Origin of the sequence: Dactylosporangium sp. NPDC048998 (assembly GCF_043197855.1) — a bacterium.
Lineage (GTDB): Bacteria > Actinomycetota > Actinomycetes > Mycobacteriales > Micromonosporaceae > Dactylosporangium.
Map to the genome: position 1 here is coordinate 589,013 of NZ_JBICTV010000003.1, position 18,175 is coordinate 607,187.

An 18,175-nucleotide genomic window follows, 5' to 3' on the forward strand; every position below is an offset into this window, starting at 1 on the left:
GCGTGCGCAACCTGCGTCGTCTGCCCCGTATCGCGGTCATGTACCAATCGCGGGCATGGTGTCGTACCCTCCATCGAGGGATTTGGCCACATGGCCTTATGCTCTACACTCCCACGGTGAGTCTTCAGGCGTGCGCGTCGCCGGTGGCCGGTCAGCATGGCAGGCTTGTGGCGCAGCCGTCGGGAGGTGAGTGAGCTGATAGCCGTTGCCGTGTTTGAGCATGAGGGGCCGTGGGACGAGGATGGGTACCTTGCGCTCGGTGAGACGGCGGATCGGATCGAGCTGCTGGATGGGAGCTTGTTGGTGAGCCCGGCGCCGAGCAAGCGACACCAGCGCCTGTCCCTGCAGTTGGCGAGGGTGCTCGATGACGCGGCCTCGGCGGCCGGCCTGCTTGTGCTCGAAGCCGTGAACGTTCGTCTGCAGACCGACCGCATCCTGATTCCCGACATTGTCGTGGCGGACACCGATGACGACGGTCTCGTGATCGATGCGTCCGACGTTTTGCTGGTCGTCGAGGTCGTCTCGCCGGGCAATGCGGGCGCGGACCGCCTGGTCAAGCCGCAGTTGTACGCCGCCGCCGGCATCGGTTGGTACCTGCTCGTCGAGCAGGAGCCGCCGGCTTCGGTGACGTTGCGAATGTTGCGACTCGACGGCTCCCAGTACGTCGAGCATGCGGTAGCCGAAGCGGGTGCGGTGATGACCGTGCGGGAGCCGTTCGTGGTTGCCCTCGACACCAGTTCTTTGCTGCGCCGGGTGTCGCGGACGGCTTAGCCGAGCTGATCTATAGATAGGCGATCATCAAAGCGGATCGCGAGGAATCATCGACGTCTCTCACTTGCTGGACTATCATCGGCCGGACGCTTGGTGTGTTTCCGGACGCCTTAGGGAGGCGTGGCCCGATGCAGACCGTTATCGCCCTGAAGGATCTGTTCTCGGCCGAAGGCCGGCGAGACCCGTATCCCTTCTACGCCGATCTGCACCGCCTCGGCCAGGCCAGCCCGCTCGACCCCGCCGTTGACCGGTACTCGGTCGTCGTGCACGGGTACGAGGCGATCGAACGGCTGATGCGCGACTCGACATTCCGCATGTTGGACGCCGCGTACCTGGATCAGCTGGACCGCCGCCCGGAGCCGCTGTGGCGGCGCCGGCCGTCGTTGCAGGTGCTGCAGCAGACGGTCTTCTTTCTCAACCCGCCGGAGCACGCCCGGTTGCGCCGGCCGTTGGCGCAGGCATTCACGGCGCGGCGGATGGCGAGGCTGGAGCCCGCGATCGTCCGGCTCATCGATCGCCGCCTCGACCACCTCGAGGAAATGGGGGCCGGCGGAAGGCCGGTCGACTTCATGGCGCTGTTCGCCTATCCGCTCCCGAGCGACGTCATCGGCGAGCTGGTCGGCGTACCGGAGGAGGACCGGGCGTGGTTCCCGGCCCGGTCGGAACCGTTCTCCCTGGTCCTGGAGCCTGGCCCGCAGAACTGGCGATACCTGCAGGCGGGCGACGCGGCGGCGGGCGAGCTGACCGCGTACTTCGCCGACCTCATCGCGGCGCGCCGAGCCGCGCCGCGGGACGACCTCACCAGTGCACTCCTCCAGGCCCAGGCGTCCGGGGAGGCCGAATTCAGCGACGCCGAACTGGTTTCCAACCTGATCGGGCTATACAACGCCGGGTTCCTCACCAGCGTCCATTCGATCGGCAACGGGCTCATCCTGCTGCTCGATCGGCCCGAGGCCCACGCCGAGCTGACGAACCGGCCGGAGCTGGCGCCCGCATACGTGGAGGAGATTCTCCGGTTCAAGACGCCGGTCCAGTTCGGGGTCCGGTGGGCGGCGGCGGACACCGAGATCATGGGGGTACCGGTGCCGGCCGGCGGCGAGGCGCTCGTCCTGCTCGGGGCGGCGAATCGGGATCCGCGGCGGTTCGCGGATCCGGATGTCTTCGACCCCAGCCGGCCGGACAACCATCCGATGTCGTTCTCGGTCGGACCGCACTACTGCCTGGGCGCCGCGCTCAGCCGCCTGGAGATCCAGCTCGCGTTGCCGATGGTGCTGCGCCGATTCCCGCGGCTGTCGCTGGCCGGTCCGCCGCGGACCCTCGACCTGATGACCTTTCACGGCTACCAGGAGATCCCGGTCACGATCTCCTAGCGGCCGCTGTCGGCTGGCATCAGACCCCGCTGTCGCGGACGGGACCGCCCCGCGGCAAGGACCTGGCGCACGGACTCGTGCTGCCGTTCGAGGTGCATGCAACCTGGAGCGGGTGGCGAGCCGTTGAAGTCGGGACGCAGGGCGGAAGGGATGCCAACCGGTGCGTACCGAGAGACAGCGGCAATACGTCGAGTATGTGAACGGGCGCCTGCCCGGGCTTCACAAGCTGGCCTACGTGCTGTGCGGGGACGGGCATCGGGCCGATGACCTCGTCCAGCAGACGATCACCCGGCTCTACGTGCGGTGGCGGCGGATCAGCGAGGTCGAGCACCTCGACCAGTACGTGCGGACCATGCTCGTGCGGGCGTACGTCGACGAGAAGCGCCGGCCCTGGGCACGGACCGCGCTCGTGGCCGACCTGCCGGACCGGGGCGACCCCGGGGTCCGCCTCGACGAGCGGGTCACCGACGCGGTGACGGTGCGGGCGGCGCTCGAGCGGGTGCCGCCGCGGCAGCGGGCCGTGCTGATCCTCCGCTTCCTGTGCGACATGTCGGTCGAGGACGTCGCCGCGGCGCTCGACTGCTCGGCCGGCACCGTCAAGAGTCAATCCGCCCGAGGGCTGGCGACGCTGCGGCGCCTGCTCGGGGACACGGTCAACGTCAGATTGGAGGGCTGATCCGCAATGGACGCCGAAGAGCGGTTCGGCGCGGCGGTGTTCCGCGCCCTTGACAACGGGGAACCAGGGAGGTCCACAGTGGATGTAATGCGAGCGGTCGCCGACGGGGAGCGGCACGGCCGCCGGGTGCGGGCGATGGGAGTGGCCGGCGCGGGAGCGGCCGTGATCGTGGTCCTGGCCGCCGGATGGGCGTTCGCGGGCCTCGGCCCGCGGGTCGGCGCGGACAACACGGTCACGCCGGCCCAGCTGGCCGCATCGGAAAAAACCGAAAAGCCGAAATCCCTCGCTTGTACCGCACAGCAGTTGACGACGGCGTCAGGGTCGCCCAAGGGGGTCGTCACCGGCGCGGACCCCACCGGGAAGTACATCCTCGGGCGCACCTATCCCAACGGTAAGCCGCAGGCCGTGATCTGGATCGATCGCCGGCCCGTCCCGGTGCCCATGTCCGGCGATGACCAGGAGCTGCGTGACGCCACGTCGACCGGCCTCGCGGTCGGCACGAGCTTCCCGAGCGGCGACGACAAGCCCGCCGCCTGGGTGTACGCCGGCGGCAAGGTGACCCGGCTCAGCGGCGGCGTCGCGGAGGCGAACGCCGTCAACGAGCGCGGCATGATCGCCGGCGTGGTGGGCAACCGGCCGGCGATGTGGCGCTCGCCCAACGACAAGCCGACGATGCTGGCGCTGCCCGGAGCCGGGTGGCAGGGCCGGGCCATGGGCATCGACGAGGACGGCACGATCGTGGGCAGCGTGAGCGAGACGGGCGGCAGCGGCACCGCGGCGCTGTGGCGGCCGGACGGCACGCTTGAGCTGGTAAAGGCCGCCGTCACCGGCGGCGACGTCACCCAGAACCCCACCAACGGCGGCTCCAGGGCGATGTCGATCCGCGGCGGCTGGGTGACCATCTGGATCGCCGGCGGCGGGCTGCTGCTGAACGCCGCGACCGGCGCGATCACGGGCGACGCCGTCATCGAGGCGGTCAACCGGCAGGGCTGGACGGCCGGCGACGGCAGGCTCGTGGCCGGCGGAGAGACGGTGAAGCTGCTGCCGCCCGGCGGGGAGACGGTGAAGCGGCCGCCCGGCGGGGGCCATGGCGTCGTCGTGTCGGCGATCAGCGACGACGGCGTCACGGTCGCGGGCTACGTGCCCGGCCCGGACGCGGTCCCGGTCGTATGGACCTGTTCGCGGTAGGCGCGGGCGTTCACGGCAGGCGCGGCGGGAGGCCGAAGCGCGCGAAGACGGCCGGATCGATGAACGAGGTGATCTCCGCGATCCGGCCGTCGCGCAACGTCAGCACGTCGAGCGACCACGCCTCGTGCGCGCCGGTCTCGCCGGCGCGCAGGTAGCTGGCCACGGCGGGCTGCGCGTTCGCCGCCGCGACCAGATGACGCCAGCTGCCGCAAACGCTCAGCGGCAGCCGGAGCGCGAAGTCGGTGACGGCCGGCAGCCCGCGGTACCAGTGCGGAAGTGGAGGCATCGACCAGGTGACGTCCTCGGTGAGGAGCGCGACGAGTGCCGCCGCGTCGCCGTTCTCCAGGGCGGCGGCGTAGGAGGTGACGATCTCGCGAGCCGGTGCCGTTTCCCGGTGGGCACATCGCATTTGTGCTGGACCCGCCCGGTTTCGCGCCGTGGCTGCGTGAGGTGCTGCACCGCGAGTGACGCAGATCACGCCTGAGAAAACGCCGAGAATGCGCTGGTAAATGGCTGCCAGCGCATTGTCGCACGTACCTCATGTCCGCAGAAATCGGGCGACTTCCCGATTCGGCGTCCACGCTTTCTTCAACTGCGGCTGAAATGCTGCGGCGCATGAGCCGGAGGTGGCGGAATCGCATTTTGATCGCCGTGGCGATCACGCTCATCGGGTTTCTTGGATTGACGGCGCGCTACTTCGTGTGGCCGCGCCTGCCCGTCGTCCCGGCGCACGTCGACGCGATCGTCGAGCTGGGCGGGCCGGGCGACGACGACCGGGACCGGCTCGCGATCGAGCTGGCCAAGGCGCACCGCGCCGACTATCTCGTGCAGTCCACGGTGCAGTCCGACGCCGACTCGGGCCGCTGCCTGCCGGCCGAGCCCGGCGTCACCGTGCTGTGTTTCCACCCCGACCCGAACACGACCCGCGGCGAGGCGCGGGCGATCGGGCGGCTCGCGCGGCAGTACGGCTGGCATTCGGTCGTTCTCGTGACGACCGCCGACCACGCATGGCGCGCGCGGTTGCGCGTCACCCGCTGTTTCCCCGGTCAGGTGTACGTGGCCACCTCGCATCTACCGCCGCTCTACTGGTTTCGGCAAATTCCGTATCAATGGGCCGCATCCGGAAAAGCGGAGTTCGTGCAGACGAACTGTTGACCCGTGGTTGACCTGTTGACCTGGAGCGCGCTCCAGGTGGCAGTGTCGACCGCATGAAAACGCGATTCCTGGGGCGCAGTGGCATCGAGGTCAGCGGGCTCGGCATGGGTTGCTGGGCGATCGGCGGCCCGTTCTGGGCCGGCGAGCAGCCGCTCGGCTGGGGCGAGGTCGACGACGAGGAGTCGATCCGGGCCGTGCGCCGCGCGCTCGACCTCGGCGTCACGTTCTTCGACACCGCCAACGTCTACGGCGCCGGCCGCAGCGAGCAGGTCCTCGCCCGCGCGCTGGCCGGCCGCCGGGACGAGGCCGTGATCGCCACGAAGTTCGGCGGGACCTTCGACGAGCGCACCCGCCAGGTCGGCCCGGACGACGGCTCGCCGGCCGGCGTCGGCCGGGCGGTGCGCGAGTCGCTGCGCCGGCTGGGCACCGACCACATCGACCTCTACCAGTTGCACATCAACGACCTGCCGATCCCGGCCGCGCTCGAGCTCGTGCCGGTGCTGGAGGACCTGGTCGCACAGGGGCTCATCCGGGCGTACGGCTGGAGCACCGACCATCCCGAGCGCGCCGACGCGTTCGCGGCCGCGGGCCCGCACTGCGCCACGATCCAGGCCGACCTCTCGGTACTGCGGGGCTCGTTCGGGGTGCTGCCCGTCGCCGAGCACCACGACCTCGGCGTGATCGTGCGCGGGCCGCTCGCGATGGGGCTGCTCGGCGGGCGCTACACGGCGACCTCGGAGCTGCCCCGCGACGACGTGCGCGGGCTGAGCCCGGAGTGGCTGACGTACTTCACCGACGGCCGCCCCTCGCCCGAGTTCCTGGCCCGCGTCGAGGGCATCCGCGACGTGCTGACCTCGGGCGGGCGCACGCTGGCGCAGGGCGCGCTGACGTGGCTGTGGGCGTACGACGCGCGGACCGTTCCGATCCCGGGCTGCCGCACGGTCGCCCAGGTCGAGGAGAACGCCGGCGCGCTGGCCCACGGCCCGCTGACGCCGGCCGAGCTGGCCGAGGTCGAGAGGTTGATGGGCCGGGGGTGAGGCCTGCCTGACTCGCCGGCCGTTCATGATCCGCGGTTGCATGGCGGGCGGGTCAGGGGCGGCCGGCGAGCGCCGGTTCGGGGCGCTGGGTGGCCGCCCGGGCGCGCCGGGTGCGGAAGGCGAGCATCAGCAGTACCGCACCCAGGAAGGCGACGACCGCCGCGGACGCCGCGGTCACGTGCATGGCCGCGATGAACGCGCGGTTGGCCGCGTCGGCGAGGTCCGGGCGGTGCAGCGCGTCGGCGACCGCGCGGGTGTGTTCCGCGGACGGCGAGGCGGCGTCGCGGGCCGCGGCCGGCAGGTTCGCCAGCGACGGCTCGATGCGGTCCCGGTAGGTGGTGGTGAGGACCGTGCCGAGCAGCGCGATGCCGAGCACGCTGCCGACCTGCCGGACGGTGTTGTTCACCGCCGATCCGGCGCCCATCCGGTCCAGTGGCAGGACCGCGATGACGGCGGCCACGGTGGGCGCGATCGCGAGGCCCATCGCGGTACCGCTGACGAACCCGACGGTGCAGAAGAAGACCAGCGGCGTGTCGATGTCGAAGGCCAGGTTGGTAAGGAACGCGGCCGCGACGACGAGCAGGCCCACGCCGCTGACCAGGCCGACGCCGAAGCGCCGGGCCAGCCGGGCGCCCAGTGGGGAGCCGGCGGCGACGCCGAGCGCGCCGGGCAGGAAGGCCAGGCCGGTGTCCAGCGCGCTCATGCCGCGGGCGCCCTGCAGGTAGAAGTTGCCGTAGAACATCTGGCCGGTGATGCCGAAGAAGAGCGCGGCCAGGGCGAGGTTGCCGGCGCTGAACCGGCCGTTGCGGAACAGTCGCGGGTCGAACGACGGCTCGGGGGAGCGCCACTCGAAGACGGTGAACAGCGCGAGCAGCACGAGGCCGAGCGCGATCGGGCCCCACACCCGCCAGCGGGCCCAGTCGGTATCCTGGCCGGCCTCGATGAGCCCGTACGCGAGGAGCGCGAGCCCGGCCGTGGACAGCACCAGCCCGACCGGGTCCGGGCGCCGCCGCTGCGCCAGCTTCGGATTCGGTACCGCGACCGCGATCCCGATCAGCGCCAGCGCGACGACGGGCAGGTTCACCAGGAAGACCGAGCCCCACCAGAAGTGGTCCACGAGCACGCCGCCGAGCAGGGGGCCGAGCGCCACGCCGACGCCGCTGGAGGCCGACCACGCGGCGATCGCCCCGGCCCGGCGCTCGGGCGGGAAGGTCGCGCCGATGATCGCCATCGAGGTCGGCATCATCATCGCGCCGCCCAGGCCCATCAGGCCGCGGGCCAGGATCAGGCCCGTGGCGTTGCCCGTCAGATGTTGGCTTTCGGCGGCCCAGACCGACGCGGCGCCGAAGCAGAGCAGGCCGAGCACGAGGATCGTGCGGTGGCCGTAGCGGTCGCCGAGCGCGCCGGCGGCGAAGAGCGCGGTGGCGAAGAGCAGAGCGTACGAGCCGACGGCCCATTGCAGCTCGCCCGGCGTCGCGCCGAGGCCGGTGCGCGGGTCCGCGATGCGCTCCAGGGCGATGCCCAGGATGGTGGTGTCGATCCAGATGAGTACCGCGGCGAACACGAGGACCGACAGCACTCGGCGCTGCCGGGATACGCTGATTGACAGGTCCCTGACGGTCATGCTCGCCACACTGGCAGGAATGTCAGGTACCTGTCAATAGTGCCACCGGCGCACAATGGTCGGGTGAACGCCGCTTCGGACGCCTGCTCGACCTTCCTCGTCCGGCACGCCTGGCTCGCCCTGCGCGGGGTCGTGGCCGAGGCGCTGGTCCAGCACGATCTGTCGGTCGCGCAGTTCGCGTCGCTGCTGATGCTGGACGAGGTGCCCGGGCTCTCCGTGGCGGACGTGGCGCGCAAGGTCTCCACCGCCCGCCAGTCGGCCAACGAGATGCTCGGTGGGCTCGAGCGGGCCGGCCTGGTGGAGCGCCGCCCGCACCCCACCGACCGGCGCTCGCAGCAGATCTTCCTGACCGGGGCCGGCCGCGCCCGGCTCGGCGAGGCGATGCCGACCGTCCGGGCCGTCGAGGCCCGCCTCGCGGCCGGGTTCACCCCCGAGGAGCTCGCCGTCGTCAACGCCTGGCTGGTCCGGATGACCGAGGCCGCCGCCGCGGACGGGGAGGAGATCCCCACGCTCTGAGCTGGACACGGATGTGTCCCACGTCACATCATGGATGGGGGCAGGAGGTGCGGCATGGAACTGCTCGGCGGTATTCAACGCATGCAACACGCCATCCAGACGCCGGTCGGCGACCCGGCGTGGCGGCCCGAGGTGAGCCGCGCGGTGGCACAGCTCAAGGCGGCTTTCGCCGAACACGTCGAGGTGACGGAGGGCCCGTCGGGCCTCTACGCGGGCGTGATCCACGACGCGCCGCGCCTGGCGCCGTACCTCGACGATCTCGTCGGCGACCACCGCTCGGTCTCGACCGCGCTGGACGAGCTGGAGGGCCGGCTGGCAGAACCGCACTCGCACGAGTGGGTCCGCCAGCACGCCGACCTGCTCATCCGCGAGGTGTGGCAGCACCGCCAGCGCGGTGCCGACCTGCTGTACGAGGCCTACGGGACCGACCTCGGCGGCGAGACCTGACGGTTCGCTTACGGCCACCCGCGGCGCGGGGTCCGCCGCGGTGCGCGCTCTACGCTCGAACGATGGGGCAGCGCGTGCTCGTCGTGGACGACGATCCGACCGTCAGTGACGTCGTCCGGCGATACCTGGAGCGGGAGGACTTCAGCGTCCGGCTCGCCGGCGACGGCCAGGCGGCGCTGGACGCCTACCGCCTCGAACGCCCCGACCTGGTGGTGCTCGACCTCATGCTGCCCGGCATCGACGGGCTGGAGGTCTGCCGGCGGCTGCGCACCCAGGACCCGGCCCTGCCGATCATCATGCTCACCGCCCTCGGCGAGGAGTCCGACCGCGTGCTGGGCCTGGAGATCGGCGCCGACGACTACGTCACCAAGCCCTTCTCACCCCGGGAGCTGGTCCTGCGCGTGCAGTCCGTCCTGCGCCGCAGCGCGCCCCCGCAGCCGCAGGCCGGCGAGCTGGTCGACGGCGACCTGCGGGTCGACGTCGCGCGGCGGGTGGTGACCCTGCGCGGCCGGGAGCTGGCGCTCACCGTGCGCGAGTTCGACCTGCTCGTGTTCCTGATGCGCAACCCCGGGCGGGTGCTGCGCCGCGCCGAGCTGCTGGAGCAGGTGTGGGGCTGGACGTTCGGCGACCAGTCCACCGTCACCGTCCACATGCGACGGCTGCGGGAGAAGGTCGAGGACGACCCCGCCGAACCCCGGCGCATCCTCACCGTCTGGGGCGTCGGATACCGGTACGAGTATGCGTGACGTCCTTTACACCTTCCTGATGGCGCTCGGCGGCTCGCTCGCCGTCGCCGTCGCCGGCCTCGGCGTGCTCCGGGCGCTGCGCGGCCGCTCCGTCACCGCGCACATCGGGGTGATCCTGCTCGTCACCGTGCTGAGCGTGCTGACCGGCATCCTCGGCGCGGCGATGCAGATGTTCATCTCCGACCACGACCTGCACGTGCTGCTCATCGTCGTGGGCACGGCGGCCACCGTCTCGCTCGCCGTGGGGCTCTGGTCCGGCCGGCGCCTCGCCCGGGCCAGCATGTGGGCCGCCGAGGCGCGCGAGCGGGAGCGCGAGGCCGAGGCCCGCCGCCGCGAGCTCGTCGCCTGGGTCTCGCACGACCTGCGTACCCCGCTCGCCGGCCTGCGAGCCATGGCCGAGGCGCTCGACGACGGCGTCGTGTCCGACCCGGAGACCGTCGCCGACTACCACCGCCGCATCAGCGCCGAGACCGACCGCATGGCCGCGCTCGTCGACGACCTGTTCGAGCTGTCCCGGATCAACGCCGGCGCGCTGCGGCTGTCGCTGTCCGACGTCCCGCTCGGCGACGTCATATCCGACGCCATCGCCTCGGCGACGCCGCTGGCCGCCGCCGGGAACATCCGGATCGTTGCGGAGCCTTCCGGGGGTACCGCCGGCTGGCCCGTCGTCCGCGGATCCGTCCCCGAGCTGTCCAGGGTCGTGAACAACCTCATCCGCAACGCCATCCGCTACACCCCGCCCGACGGCACCGTCACGGTCACCGGCGGCCAGGACGCCGGGGGCGGCTGGCTGGCCGTCAGCGACACGTGCGGCGGCATCCCGGAGGCCGACCTTCCGCGGGTGTTCGACGTGGCGTTTCGGGGGGCACCCGCGCGTACACCCGCGAAGGATGCGGGCGGAGGACTCGGCCTCGCCATCGTGCGCGGCCTCGTCGAGGCCCACCAGGGCGCCGTGGCCGTCGACAACGTCGGCGAGGGCTGCCGCTTCGTGGTGCGGCTGCCTACCGCAGACCGTCCAGGGCGTGCCGGCACGGGTCATCAGGTCGTTCCGGCAACCGCGGGATGACGTCGAGCAGCACCCGCCGCAGCCATTCGGTGTTCTCGGCGAAGACCCGGAACACCTCCTCCTGGGTGACGCCGTGGTCCCCCTCCACCCCCGCGTCGAGGTCCGTGACCAGCGCGATCGACGTGTAGCAGAGCGCCAGCTCACGGGCGAGCACCGCCTCCGGGTGGCCGGTCATGTTCACCACCGCGCCGCCCATGGCGGTGTACCAGCGCGACTCCGCCCGCGTGGAGAAGCGCGGCCCCTCGACCACCACCATCGTGCCGTCGCCCGCCTCGATGCCGTGCTCGGCGGCCACCTTCTTCACCACCGCCCGCCCGGTCGCGCAGTACGGGTCGGCGAAGTTCACGTGCACGGCCCCGTCGTCGTAAAACGTCTGGACCCGCCCCGACGTCCGGTCGATCAGCTGGTCGGGCACCACGAACGTGCCCGGCCCGAGCTCCGGCCGCAGCCCGCCCACCGCGCACGGCGCCAGCACCTGCGCCACGCCCAGCTCCTTGAGCGCCCACAGGTTCGCCCGATAGGGAATCCGGTGCGGCGGGTGCCGATGGTCGCGCCCGTGCCGCGGCAGAAACGCCGTGCGCCGCCCCTGCACCGAGGCGATCGTGATCGGGTCAGACGGTGGGCCATACGGCGTGTCGACCACGTGTTCCTCGGCGTCGTCGAGCAGCGCGTAAAGCCCCGAGCCGCCGATCACGGCGACGTCCGCGAGTGAGGTCACGGAACAGACCCTAACCGGGACGCGCGGGTCAGGCTATGGTGCGAGACATGACCCTCGCACCCCGCTTCGCGAAGATCCATCCGGCGCGCCCGATCGTCGGCCGCCCGGTCGGTGATGTTTGCTGGTGGGGCTGATGTCCATGCACGGGGATCTCGGTGGGATGGGGGGACAGTCGTCCGGTCAGCCCCCAACCGGCCGCGGCTCACCGCGGCCCGGATCGTCGGGCAACGGCAGGGGTGCGTCCAGAAAGCGGCGAGGGAGGGCGATGGAGTCGTTGACCGGGCGGCTGCTGGTGGCGACGCCCGCGCTCCGCGACCCGAACTTCGAGCGCACCGTGGTCCTGGTGGTGGCGCACGAGGAGGGCGGCGCGCTCGGCGTCGTGCTCAACCGCGCGACCGAGGTCCAGGTGGCCGACGTGCTCGGCGGCTGGGGCGCGCTCGCGGGTGAGCCGCCGGTAGTGTTCGAGGGCGGCCCGGTGCAGCCCGAGGCGGCGATCTGCCTGGCCCGCACCCGCCCCGGCGTGGACGATTTGGCGGGCTTCAACCGCGTCTCCGGCGCCGTGGGCACCGTGGACCTCTCCGGCGACCCCGACCTCCTGGTAGCCGGCGTCCTGGGCGTCCGCGTCTTCGCCGGCTACGCCGGCTGGTCCCCCGGCCAACTGGAACGCGAAATCGAGGGCGGCTCATGGTTCGTCTTCGACGCCCTCCCGAGCGACGCCTTCGCCCCCCGCCCCGACGACCTGTGGCAGATGGTCCTACGCCGCCAGGGCGGCCTCATGGCCGCCGTCGCCCACTACCCGTCCGATCCCACCCAGAACTAGCCACCCGATGTGACCCCACTCCGCGAGGTGTGTACTATTCCGTGAGTGCCCGCGAGAGCGGCACAAACCAGATGGGGCCGTGGCGCAGCTGGTAGCGCACCACACTGGCAGTGTGGGGGTCAGGGGTTCGAGTCCCCTCGGCTCCACTCATCGATCGGCGCTCCCTGCTCAAAGGCGGGAGCGCCTTTTTCGCTTTCGCGATTCGTGGATTCCTCGCGCTCGCTTCGCTCGCTCCGGGCGGGGGCTTCGCCACCCGCACCCCCGTGTCGGTGGTTACCCTTCGCCTGCCGCTTACGGTTGTGCCTTCGCTTCGCTCGGCGGTTGGCTTCGGCCATTTTTTTGCTCCGGTTCGTCGGGGTTGCGGCCGTTGCTCCCGTCAGACACCGGTCGGCGCTGGGGCGCCTCCCTGCCTTCTTCGCGGGTAGTTGCGGTCTTTGCCTCCGGCGGGGCCTGCCGGCCGGGAAACGCGGCGGGTGGGACTGGTGCGTCCGGTCGGCGAAATGCGGCGGATGATGCGTCCGCGTCTGTCCGGTGCTCAGTGCCTGATCAGCGGCGTGAGGTCGATCTCGACGTCGTGGCCGGCGACGGTGACGACCACGCGTGGACGGTCACCGGCCGCGGCGAGGTAGCTGGCGAGTGTGGACAGCAGCATGTCGGGGCGGCTCTCGATGCGGCTGATTTCCGACTCAGCTCCGAAGTACCGTTCGGGCAGCGCGGTCGGGCGGCTGCTGCCGAAATGCCAACCGGATCGCCGTCGGCGGAGTTCTGAACGGTGTGAGAGTCGATGCCAGCTTCACTGACTTCGTCAACGCGAGGTCGACGGCGCTGCTACGGACCGCCTACCTGCTGACCGGCGACCGTGGCCACGCCGAGGATCTGCTGCAGACCGCGCTGCTGCGGGCCGCCCGGCGGTGGGCAGTCGCCCGGCGGGCACCGGACGCCTACGTACGCAGGATCCTCGTCAACCTGTCCCACGACCGGCGGCGGACGCTGTTCCGCCGTCCGTCCGAGGCTCCGCTGCCGCCCGATCCCGACCTGCTGTGCGGCGCCGACGCCGGGCTCGACCGGGTCGCCGACCGGGACGCCGTGGTGTGGGCGCTCGCCGAGCTGCCGGTCCGTCAGCGCCAGGTCGTCGTCCTGCGGTACTTCGAGGATCTCTCCGTCGAACAGACCGCAGAACTGCTCGGCTGTACCACCGGGACCGTCAAGTCGTACGCGTCCCGCGCCCTGGCCCGGCTGCGCGAGCTGCTGGCCGATCAACCCGAGGAGGCACCATATGCTCACCGATGACCAGTTCACCGGCCTGCTGCGCGGACGCATGTCCGACGCGGTGACCGGGATCGAGGCCGCGCCCGACCTGGCCGACACGGTGCGCCGCAGGCATACGCGCCAGGCGCTGGCCACCCGCGCCGGGATCGCGCTGCCGCTCGTCGCCGCCGTCGCGGTTGTCGGCGTGCTGACCGGCACCGGCGGCGAGAGCGGCCAGCACGCCCCGCCCACGCAGAACGTCCAGGGCACGCCGGGCGGCCAGGGTGACGTCCAGCTGCGCGACGTGGCGTACGTGACCGCACAGTCCGACGCCGCGCTGGCCAGGGCTGGCGACTACGTGCTGGTCGGCCGGTTCGTCGTGAGCACCGACGTCAGGGACGAGTTCCGCATCGACGTCGCGACGCAGCGCAGCCGCGCGGACAGCACCGGGCCGGCCGGTCCGATGAGCTCGGTCATCACCTCCGGACCGATTACCCAGGCACAGGACGTACTCGTCATCGACTACCGCGAGAAGGCATGGTGGACGTACAGGTCGACGCCGCCGACGGGGCTGCCCGCCGACGCGCTCAAGGGTGACCCGTACCAGGACCCGCAGCAGATCCGCGCGCTGCTCGACGCCAGCAGCCTCAGGTTGGTCGGGCGGGAGCGGGTCGCCGGGCATGACACGTACCACATCCAGGCCACCGGCCTGCCGGCGGAACTGCGCGCCTCGCAGGACCTCTGGGTCGACGCGGAGACCTACCTGCCGTACCGCGTGACCAGCGCCAAGGGCGGGCGCTCGGCGACGATCGACTACGAGTGGCTGCCCCGCACGCCGGAGAACCTGGCGCCGCTGGACCTCCGGCCGCCGACCGGCTTCACGCACCGGGACCGGCCGATCGAGCGCACGGGCGGCTCCCCGACCGGCTGACGTCGCCTCACCCATCGTTTCGTAACGGTGCGGCAACGCTCCCCGCCAGATCGCCTGAGACGAAGGCGGCAGCCCCGGTCCTCGTCGGACCGGGGCTGCGGGCGTCCTCGACGTGCCGGTCGATGGTGGCCGGGGCTTGGCGGAGGGCGAGCCGTGGGATGTCTTCGCTCGCTCCAGGCGGGGGCTTCGCCGCCCGCCGGAGCGCTACGGGGTTGGGGAGGTTGACGGGGTGGCGGTGGGTGGGCCGCAGTTGCTGTTGTTGCGCTCCTCGGCTGAGGTTGGGAAGTGCCAGAAGCTGAAGGCTGCGTAGGCGTGTTTTTGCAGCAGGTTCAGGTAGGCGCTCGGGGTGTCCTGGACCGAGTTGGGGACGGTGGCCGGGATCGGCTTCGTGGTTTGCAGGGCCACGTAGCCCTCGCCGCACGGGCCCCATATCTCGTTGATTTTGGGGGCCGGGACGGTCGGCGACGCCTTGGTCAGGTAGTGCTCGGTGGTGGAGGCCAGGACGATGAGCTGGCGGTTGCGGTCCCACACGTAGCGGGCCTCGACGAAGCGCAGGCGGTAGGCCGGGCACTGGTCGAAGTAGTCGGACGGCCGGATCGAATAGGGGACGCCGTTGAGTACTTCGTTGCCGTACACGGAGGGATCGCCGTACGCGGCGCCGTCCGGGGGTGTCGCGCACTTCGACGGCTTGGCGGTGGCGCTGCCGGCCGGTCCGCCGGCCTGCATGCCCGGTGAGCCGGTGGTGGTGGGTGGTGCCGAGGTCGGGGCCGGCTCGCTGGTCAGGGTCGGCGTCGGGGTGCCGGAGACGAACGGGTCGGGCGGGCGCGGGGCGTCGCCGAGCGTCGGCAGCACGGCCAGGGCGAGCACCGCGGCGACGGCCGCGGCCGCGGCGGTCAGCCTCCGACGCTTGCGGCGGCGCAGGACGCCCGGGATCGACTCCGGGCCGGGCGGGCGCGCGACGCGCACGGACTGGTCCCGGAACGCCTCGAAGCGCTCCCGCAGCGGGTCCCGCTCAGCCATTGCCCGACCGCCCGTCGTCCAGGCTGAGCAGCTCGTTCAGCATCGTCCGGGCGCGGTGCAGGCGGGCCTTCACGGTGCCCTCCGCGGCACCGGTGAAGGTCGCGATGTCGCGCACCGGCAGGTCCGCAACATAATGCAGGATGACCGCCTGCCGGTAGATCGGCGGGAGCTTGGATAGCGCGCGGGTGAGGTCCAGCGACAGCCCGTCCGGGCCCTCAACGTCGGGCGGCGCGAGGTCGCGGCGCCAATGCAGCAGCCGCCGGGCGCGCCGCCAGCGGCTGATCGCGAGGTTCCAGGCGACCCGGCGCACCCATCCGACCGGATCCTCAAAGCGTGAGATCGCCGACCACCGCGCGAAGGCGCGCGTGTACGCCTCCTGGACAAGGTCCTGCGCCTCGGCCCGGTCGCCGACGAACGCGTGGAGCTGCGTCAGGAGTTGGGGGAACGTCGCCGCGTAGAAGTCGGCGAATTCGGGGGCTACGACCAACGGTGCGGTACTCCGGTCAGGAACGAGACCCATGCAGCCTAGATCGACTTCGTTGGCCGCGGAGCCCCGTGCCGCCGCGACCATCGAAGCCATCCCTTGCCCCAGTTGGTGGAAACACCTTCAACACGCCGGGCCGGGTGGAAGGTTGCATGGAATTTTCGGGCACTTCCCGCGCGCCCCTCGGCATACCATCCTGCGGTGGACGCGCGAGGGAAGGTCACGGCGGCGGGCACGGTGTTCGTGCTGGCCGGGGCGCTGCTCATGGCGGCGCACGACGTCGTACAAGAGGCCGGGCTGCACTTCGCTGACCTGGCGGGCGGGGCGCACGTGCGGCTCAGTGGCGGGTTCGACGCCGGCGCGGTGGCGGTGGTCGCCTCGCTGCGGCAGGTCGCGTCGGCGGAGTGTGACGACACGCTGTACGGGGTGACCGTCGATGTGCACCACGACCCGCTGCGGCAGGCGACGGTCGTGACCGCGGCCGAGGATCCGGAGCTGCGCAGCTTCGAACTGCGGGCCGGGCGGATGCCGGTCGGGCCCGAGGAGGTACTCCTGGACGAGGCCACGGCCGACCACGCCGGTGCTCGGCTCGGTGACCGCGTCGTGCTGTCGCGTGGTCGGCGGGCGCTGGACGGGAGGCTCGTGGGGATCGGGACGCGGCCGGGCATTCGCGCGGTCGGGGCGCGGGAGCCCGTCGCCATGGTTACGGCCGGCGGGATCCGGGTGCTGGCGGGCACACCGGGCTGCGAGCTGCTCCTGGTCCGGCTGCACGACGAGCGTGAGGCGCTCGCGTTCGCCGACGCGGTCCGGGCTGCGCTGCCGGGGGAGCGGGACGTGGCGTTCGACAACGGCGTCCGGCACTCGGTCTGAGCCAGAGCGGCTCGTCGTACCGGTCCGGCGAGCGCTTGCGCCTCGGCGTGCGTCATCGCCTTGATGCGCCGCCCGAGGATCAACGGCAACAACCGACGGGTGACGTGTTCGCTGCGATCACTCGAGGTGGTACACGGTCACGGGGATGTCCCGGGCGGACAGCCGGGCGGTGATCAGCGGCTCGATGCGCTCCCAGCGGCCGCCGGCCAGGCCGGTGCCGATGCGGGGCATGTGCACGGAGGCGGCGAGGCGCTCGGCGTGGTCGGCGAGGGTGGCCAGGCAGCGGTCGACCGCGTCGTACCGGATCGGTGGGCCCTTCGAACCCGTCCGCATACCGTGCTGGCCGATCATGTTGGCGACCCAGAGGTCCTCGCGGACCTGGATCAGCCGGACCGCGCCGAGGCCGAAGTCGTTGTGGGCGCGGTCGCGGTGCCAGGCCCGGTAGTCGCGCTCCGGCTCGGGCCAGCGGCGGGACACGGCCACCACGAAACCCTTGCCCCAGCCGCCCAGGTCGTTGCAGACGTGCGCGATCACCTTCGGACCGGCCGCCTGCGGGCTGGTCGCGTCGCCCTGGAGGACCGTCAGCGGTACCACCTGGAAAACCTAACCGACGCGGGCCTGACCTGAGGTTGGAGACCTCAGTTCAGCGTGCGGCCGGGGAGGACCACGGCGAAGGCGCGCGGGAAGCCCAAGGTGTCCAGGTGGCGGGTCTGGGCGTCGGCGACCGTGAACGTGGTCGCCTCGCCGCGGGAGGGGTTGAAGCACCGCAGCGCGCCGTCCTCGTGGCCGACGATGAGCACCCAGTGGCGCGGGATCGTGCTGCCGATGAGCATCGCCACCGGCCAGCCGGACTCCACCGCGGCCAGCACGGCGCCCAGGTCCTTGCGGAAGAGCCGCCAGGTGTACTTCACGCCGAGCGCCTCCGTGTGCGCGGAGATCACGGCCGCCACGCCCCACGGGGTCGTGCCCAGCTTGCGCGGCCAGAGTCGGTTGGCGGCGGCGTGGAGGCGGTGCTGCTCCGCGGCCGCGTCGGTGACCGTCGCGCCGTACGCGGGGTCCAGCGCCGCCGACGCCACCAGCGCCACGGTCGGGCCGCAGGTGAACCCATCGGTCTGCCGGACGAACAGGTAGTCAGCCACGGCGCAGGAGCCGGCCGACCGCGGCCATCATCTCCGTCGCCATCTCCTCGCCCCTGCCCTCTTCGGCGCCGTGGTGCATGCAGTGGCGGGCATGGTCGTCGAGCAGGCCGAGCGCGACCTTGTCCAGGGCCGCCTGGATCGCGCTGATCTGGGTCAGCACGTCGATGCAGTACCGGTCCTCGTCGACCATCTTCTCCACGCCGCGGACCTGGCCCTCGATGCGGCGCAGGCGGCTCTGGAGCTGGTCCTTGGTCGCGGTGTACCCGCGCGGCGTCGCGGTAGTCATGCCGACCAGCATACCGGTTTCGCGGAACCCCCTGGGGGTATAAACTCTGGGGAACACCCCTCA

The 18,175-nt window shown here is 71.8% G+C and carries 22 protein-coding genes and 1 tRNA gene; 15 read left to right on the forward strand and 8 right to left on the reverse strand.

What is annotated here, in order from left to right:
* Positions 1–186 precede the first annotated feature (186 nt).
* The 4 genes from ACGFI8_RS10165 to ACGFI8_RS10180 all read left to right on the forward strand — a co-directional run bounded on the left by ACGFI8_RS10165 (position 187) and on the right by ACGFI8_RS10180 (position 4,005).
* Complete coding sequence (locus ACGFI8_RS10165; RefSeq protein ID WP_392802596.1) at positions 187–771, forward strand: Uma2 family endonuclease; 585 nt, start codon at positions 187–189, stop codon at positions 769–771.
* Positions 772–899: 128 nt separating this feature from the next.
* Positions 900–2,141, forward strand: coding sequence for a cytochrome P450 (locus tag ACGFI8_RS10170; RefSeq protein ID WP_392802598.1), 1,242 nt, complete (start codon positions 900–902; stop codon positions 2,139–2,141).
* Between the two features lie 160 nt (positions 2,142–2,301).
* Positions 2,302–2,817 (forward strand): SigE family RNA polymerase sigma factor, encoded by a 516-nt coding sequence (locus ACGFI8_RS10175; RefSeq protein WP_392802600.1) that lies wholly within the window; start codon positions 2,302–2,304, stop codon positions 2,815–2,817.
* Positions 2,818–2,904: 87 nt separating this feature from the next.
* On the forward strand, positions 2,905–4,005 hold the full coding sequence (locus ACGFI8_RS10180; protein WP_392802603.1) for a hypothetical protein: 1,101 nt from the start codon (positions 2,905–2,907) through the stop codon (positions 4,003–4,005).
* Between the two features lie 10 nt (positions 4,006–4,015).
* Here ACGFI8_RS10180 and ACGFI8_RS10185 read toward each other — a convergent pair whose 3' ends face one another.
* Positions 4,016–4,414, reverse strand: a complete 399-nt coding sequence (locus ACGFI8_RS10185; RefSeq protein WP_392802605.1) for a nuclear transport factor 2 family protein — start codon at positions 4,412–4,414, stop codon at positions 4,016–4,018.
* A 131-nt stretch (positions 4,415–4,545) separates the two neighbouring features.
* Between ACGFI8_RS10185 and ACGFI8_RS10190 the strand changes: the two genes are divergently transcribed.
* Positions 4,546–5,160, forward strand: coding sequence for a YdcF family protein (locus tag ACGFI8_RS10190; RefSeq protein ID WP_392802608.1), 615 nt, complete (start codon positions 4,546–4,548; stop codon positions 5,158–5,160).
* Positions 5,161–5,213: 53 nt separating this feature from the next.
* A complete protein-coding gene (locus tag ACGFI8_RS10195) occupies positions 5,214–6,197 on the forward strand; it encodes an aldo/keto reductase (protein WP_392802611.1) in 984 nt (327 codons plus the stop codon).
* A gap of 52 nt (positions 6,198–6,249) precedes the next feature.
* Here the strand turns inward: ACGFI8_RS10195 and ACGFI8_RS10200 are convergent, their stop codons facing one another.
* Positions 6,250–7,821, reverse strand: coding sequence for an MFS transporter (locus ACGFI8_RS10200; RefSeq protein ID WP_392802613.1), 1,572 nt, complete (start codon positions 7,819–7,821; stop codon positions 6,250–6,252).
* A 63-nt stretch (positions 7,822–7,884) separates the two neighbouring features.
* Between ACGFI8_RS10200 and ACGFI8_RS10205 the strand changes: the two genes are divergently transcribed.
* The 4 genes from ACGFI8_RS10205 to ACGFI8_RS10220 all read left to right on the forward strand — a co-directional run bounded on the left by ACGFI8_RS10205 (position 7,885) and on the right by ACGFI8_RS10220 (position 10,596).
* Positions 7,885–8,337 carry a MarR family winged helix-turn-helix transcriptional regulator gene (locus ACGFI8_RS10205; RefSeq protein WP_392802616.1) on the forward strand — a complete coding sequence of 151 codons (453 nt, stop codon included), beginning with the start codon at positions 7,885–7,887 and terminating at the stop codon, positions 8,335–8,337.
* 54 nt (positions 8,338–8,391) lie between these two features.
* A complete protein-coding gene (locus tag ACGFI8_RS10210; protein WP_392802618.1) occupies positions 8,392–8,784 on the forward strand; it encodes a hypothetical protein in 393 nt (130 codons plus the stop codon).
* Between the two features lie 62 nt (positions 8,785–8,846).
* Positions 8,847–9,530: a response regulator transcription factor gene (locus ACGFI8_RS10215; RefSeq protein ID WP_392802621.1), complete on the forward strand. Its 684-nt coding sequence runs from the start codon at positions 8,847–8,849 to the stop codon at positions 9,528–9,530.
* Positions 9,523–10,596 (forward strand): sensor histidine kinase, encoded by a 1,074-nt coding sequence (locus ACGFI8_RS10220; RefSeq protein ID WP_392802623.1) that lies wholly within the window; start codon positions 9,523–9,525, stop codon positions 10,594–10,596. The genes ACGFI8_RS10215 and ACGFI8_RS10220 overlap by 8 nt, the downstream gene beginning before the upstream one ends.
* On the opposite strand, the gene ACGFI8_RS10225 is transcribed toward ACGFI8_RS10220, so the two are convergent.
* Positions 10,532–11,290 (reverse strand): S-methyl-5'-thioadenosine phosphorylase, encoded by a 759-nt coding sequence (locus tag ACGFI8_RS10225; RefSeq protein ID WP_392802901.1) that lies wholly within the window; start codon positions 11,288–11,290, stop codon positions 10,532–10,534. The two genes, ACGFI8_RS10220 and ACGFI8_RS10225, sit on opposite strands and share 65 nt — an antisense overlap.
* Positions 11,291–11,579: 289 nt before the next feature.
* On the opposite strand from ACGFI8_RS10225, the gene ACGFI8_RS10230 reads away from it, so the two are divergent.
* The 4 genes from ACGFI8_RS10230 to ACGFI8_RS10245 all read left to right on the forward strand — a co-directional run bounded on the left by ACGFI8_RS10230 (position 11,580) and on the right by ACGFI8_RS10245 (position 14,313).
* Positions 11,580–12,134, forward strand: coding sequence for a YqgE/AlgH family protein (locus tag ACGFI8_RS10230; protein WP_392802626.1), 555 nt, complete (start codon positions 11,580–11,582; stop codon positions 12,132–12,134).
* A gap of 73 nt (positions 12,135–12,207) precedes the next feature.
* A tRNA-Ala gene (locus ACGFI8_RS10235) sits at positions 12,208–12,280 on the forward strand.
* 628 nt (positions 12,281–12,908) lie between these two features.
* Entirely contained in the window at positions 12,909–13,424 is a 516-nt protein-coding gene (locus ACGFI8_RS10240; RefSeq protein WP_392802629.1) for a SigE family RNA polymerase sigma factor, read from the forward strand.
* Positions 13,411–14,313 (forward strand): hypothetical protein, encoded by a 903-nt coding sequence (locus ACGFI8_RS10245; protein ID WP_392802632.1) that lies wholly within the window; start codon positions 13,411–13,413, stop codon positions 14,311–14,313. The genes ACGFI8_RS10240 and ACGFI8_RS10245 overlap by 14 nt, the downstream gene beginning before the upstream one ends.
* Positions 14,314–14,517: 204 nt before the next feature.
* Here ACGFI8_RS10245 and ACGFI8_RS10250 read toward each other — a convergent pair whose 3' ends face one another.
* Positions 14,518–15,333 carry a hypothetical protein gene (locus tag ACGFI8_RS10250; protein WP_392802634.1) on the reverse strand — a complete coding sequence of 272 codons (816 nt, stop codon included), beginning with the start codon at positions 15,331–15,333 and terminating at the stop codon, positions 14,518–14,520.
* Entirely contained in the window at positions 15,326–15,904 is a 579-nt protein-coding gene (locus tag ACGFI8_RS10255; RefSeq protein WP_392802637.1) for a SigE family RNA polymerase sigma factor, read from the reverse strand. Before ACGFI8_RS10255 ends, ACGFI8_RS10250 begins: the two co-directional genes overlap by 8 nt.
* 114 nt (positions 15,905–16,018) lie before the next feature.
* Between ACGFI8_RS10255 and ACGFI8_RS10260 the strand changes: the two genes are divergently transcribed.
* Positions 16,019–16,687 (forward strand): hypothetical protein, encoded by a 669-nt coding sequence (locus tag ACGFI8_RS10260; protein WP_392802640.1) that lies wholly within the window; start codon positions 16,019–16,021, stop codon positions 16,685–16,687.
* Between the two features lie 117 nt (positions 16,688–16,804).
* Here ACGFI8_RS10260 and ACGFI8_RS10265 read toward each other — a convergent pair whose 3' ends face one another.
* The 3 genes from ACGFI8_RS10265 to ACGFI8_RS10275 are packed head-to-tail and all read right to left on the reverse strand — an operon-like array spanning position 16,805 to position 18,112.
* On the reverse strand, positions 16,805–17,281 hold the full coding sequence (locus tag ACGFI8_RS10265) for a macro domain-containing protein (protein WP_392802643.1): 477 nt from the start codon (positions 17,279–17,281) through the stop codon (positions 16,805–16,807).
* Between the two features lie 44 nt (positions 17,282–17,325).
* Entirely contained in the window at positions 17,326–17,826 is a 501-nt protein-coding gene (locus ACGFI8_RS10270; RefSeq protein WP_392802645.1) for a hypothetical protein, read from the reverse strand.
* Entirely contained in the window at positions 17,819–18,112 is a 294-nt protein-coding gene (locus ACGFI8_RS10275; RefSeq protein WP_350544782.1) for a metal-sensitive transcriptional regulator, read from the reverse strand. Before ACGFI8_RS10275 ends, ACGFI8_RS10270 begins: the two co-directional genes overlap by 8 nt.
* Positions 18,113–18,175 lie beyond the last annotated feature (63 nt).

Coding starts and splice junctions, on each gene's coding strand:
- ACGFI8_RS10210 (WP_392802618.1), top strand. CDS start 8,392: ATGGAACTGCTCGGCGGTATTCAACGCATGCAACACGCCATCCAGACG.
- ACGFI8_RS10275 (WP_350544782.1), bottom strand. CDS start 18,112: ATGACTACCGCGACGCCGCGCGGGTACACCGCGACCAAGGACCAGCTC.
- ACGFI8_RS10180 (WP_392802603.1), top strand. CDS start 2,905: ATGCGAGCGGTCGCCGACGGGGAGCGGCACGGCCGCCGGGTGCGGGCG.
- ACGFI8_RS10230 (WP_392802626.1), top strand. CDS start 11,580: ATGGAGTCGTTGACCGGGCGGCTGCTGGTGGCGACGCCCGCGCTCCGC.
- ACGFI8_RS10215 (WP_392802621.1), top strand. CDS start 8,847: ATGGGGCAGCGCGTGCTCGTCGTGGACGACGATCCGACCGTCAGTGAC.
- ACGFI8_RS10200 (WP_392802613.1), bottom strand. CDS start 7,821: ATGACCGTCAGGGACCTGTCAATCAGCGTATCCCGGCAGCGCCGAGTG.
- ACGFI8_RS10255 (WP_392802637.1), bottom strand. CDS start 15,904: ATGGTCGCGGCGGCACGGGGCTCCGCGGCCAACGAAGTCGATCTAGGC.
- ACGFI8_RS10245 (WP_392802632.1), top strand. CDS start 13,411: ATGCTCACCGATGACCAGTTCACCGGCCTGCTGCGCGGACGCATGTCC.
- ACGFI8_RS10170 (WP_392802598.1), top strand. CDS start 900: ATGCAGACCGTTATCGCCCTGAAGGATCTGTTCTCGGCCGAAGGCCGG.
- ACGFI8_RS10220 (WP_392802623.1), top strand. CDS start 9,523: ATGCGTGACGTCCTTTACACCTTCCTGATGGCGCTCGGCGGCTCGCTC.
- ACGFI8_RS10185 (WP_392802605.1), bottom strand. CDS start 4,414: ATGCGATGTGCCCACCGGGAAACGGCACCGGCTCGCGAGATCGTCACC.
- ACGFI8_RS10195 (WP_392802611.1), top strand. CDS start 5,214: ATGAAAACGCGATTCCTGGGGCGCAGTGGCATCGAGGTCAGCGGGCTC.
- ACGFI8_RS10190 (WP_392802608.1), top strand. CDS start 4,546: ATGTCCGCAGAAATCGGGCGACTTCCCGATTCGGCGTCCACGCTTTCT.
- ACGFI8_RS10250 (WP_392802634.1), bottom strand. CDS start 15,333: ATGGCTGAGCGGGACCCGCTGCGGGAGCGCTTCGAGGCGTTCCGGGAC.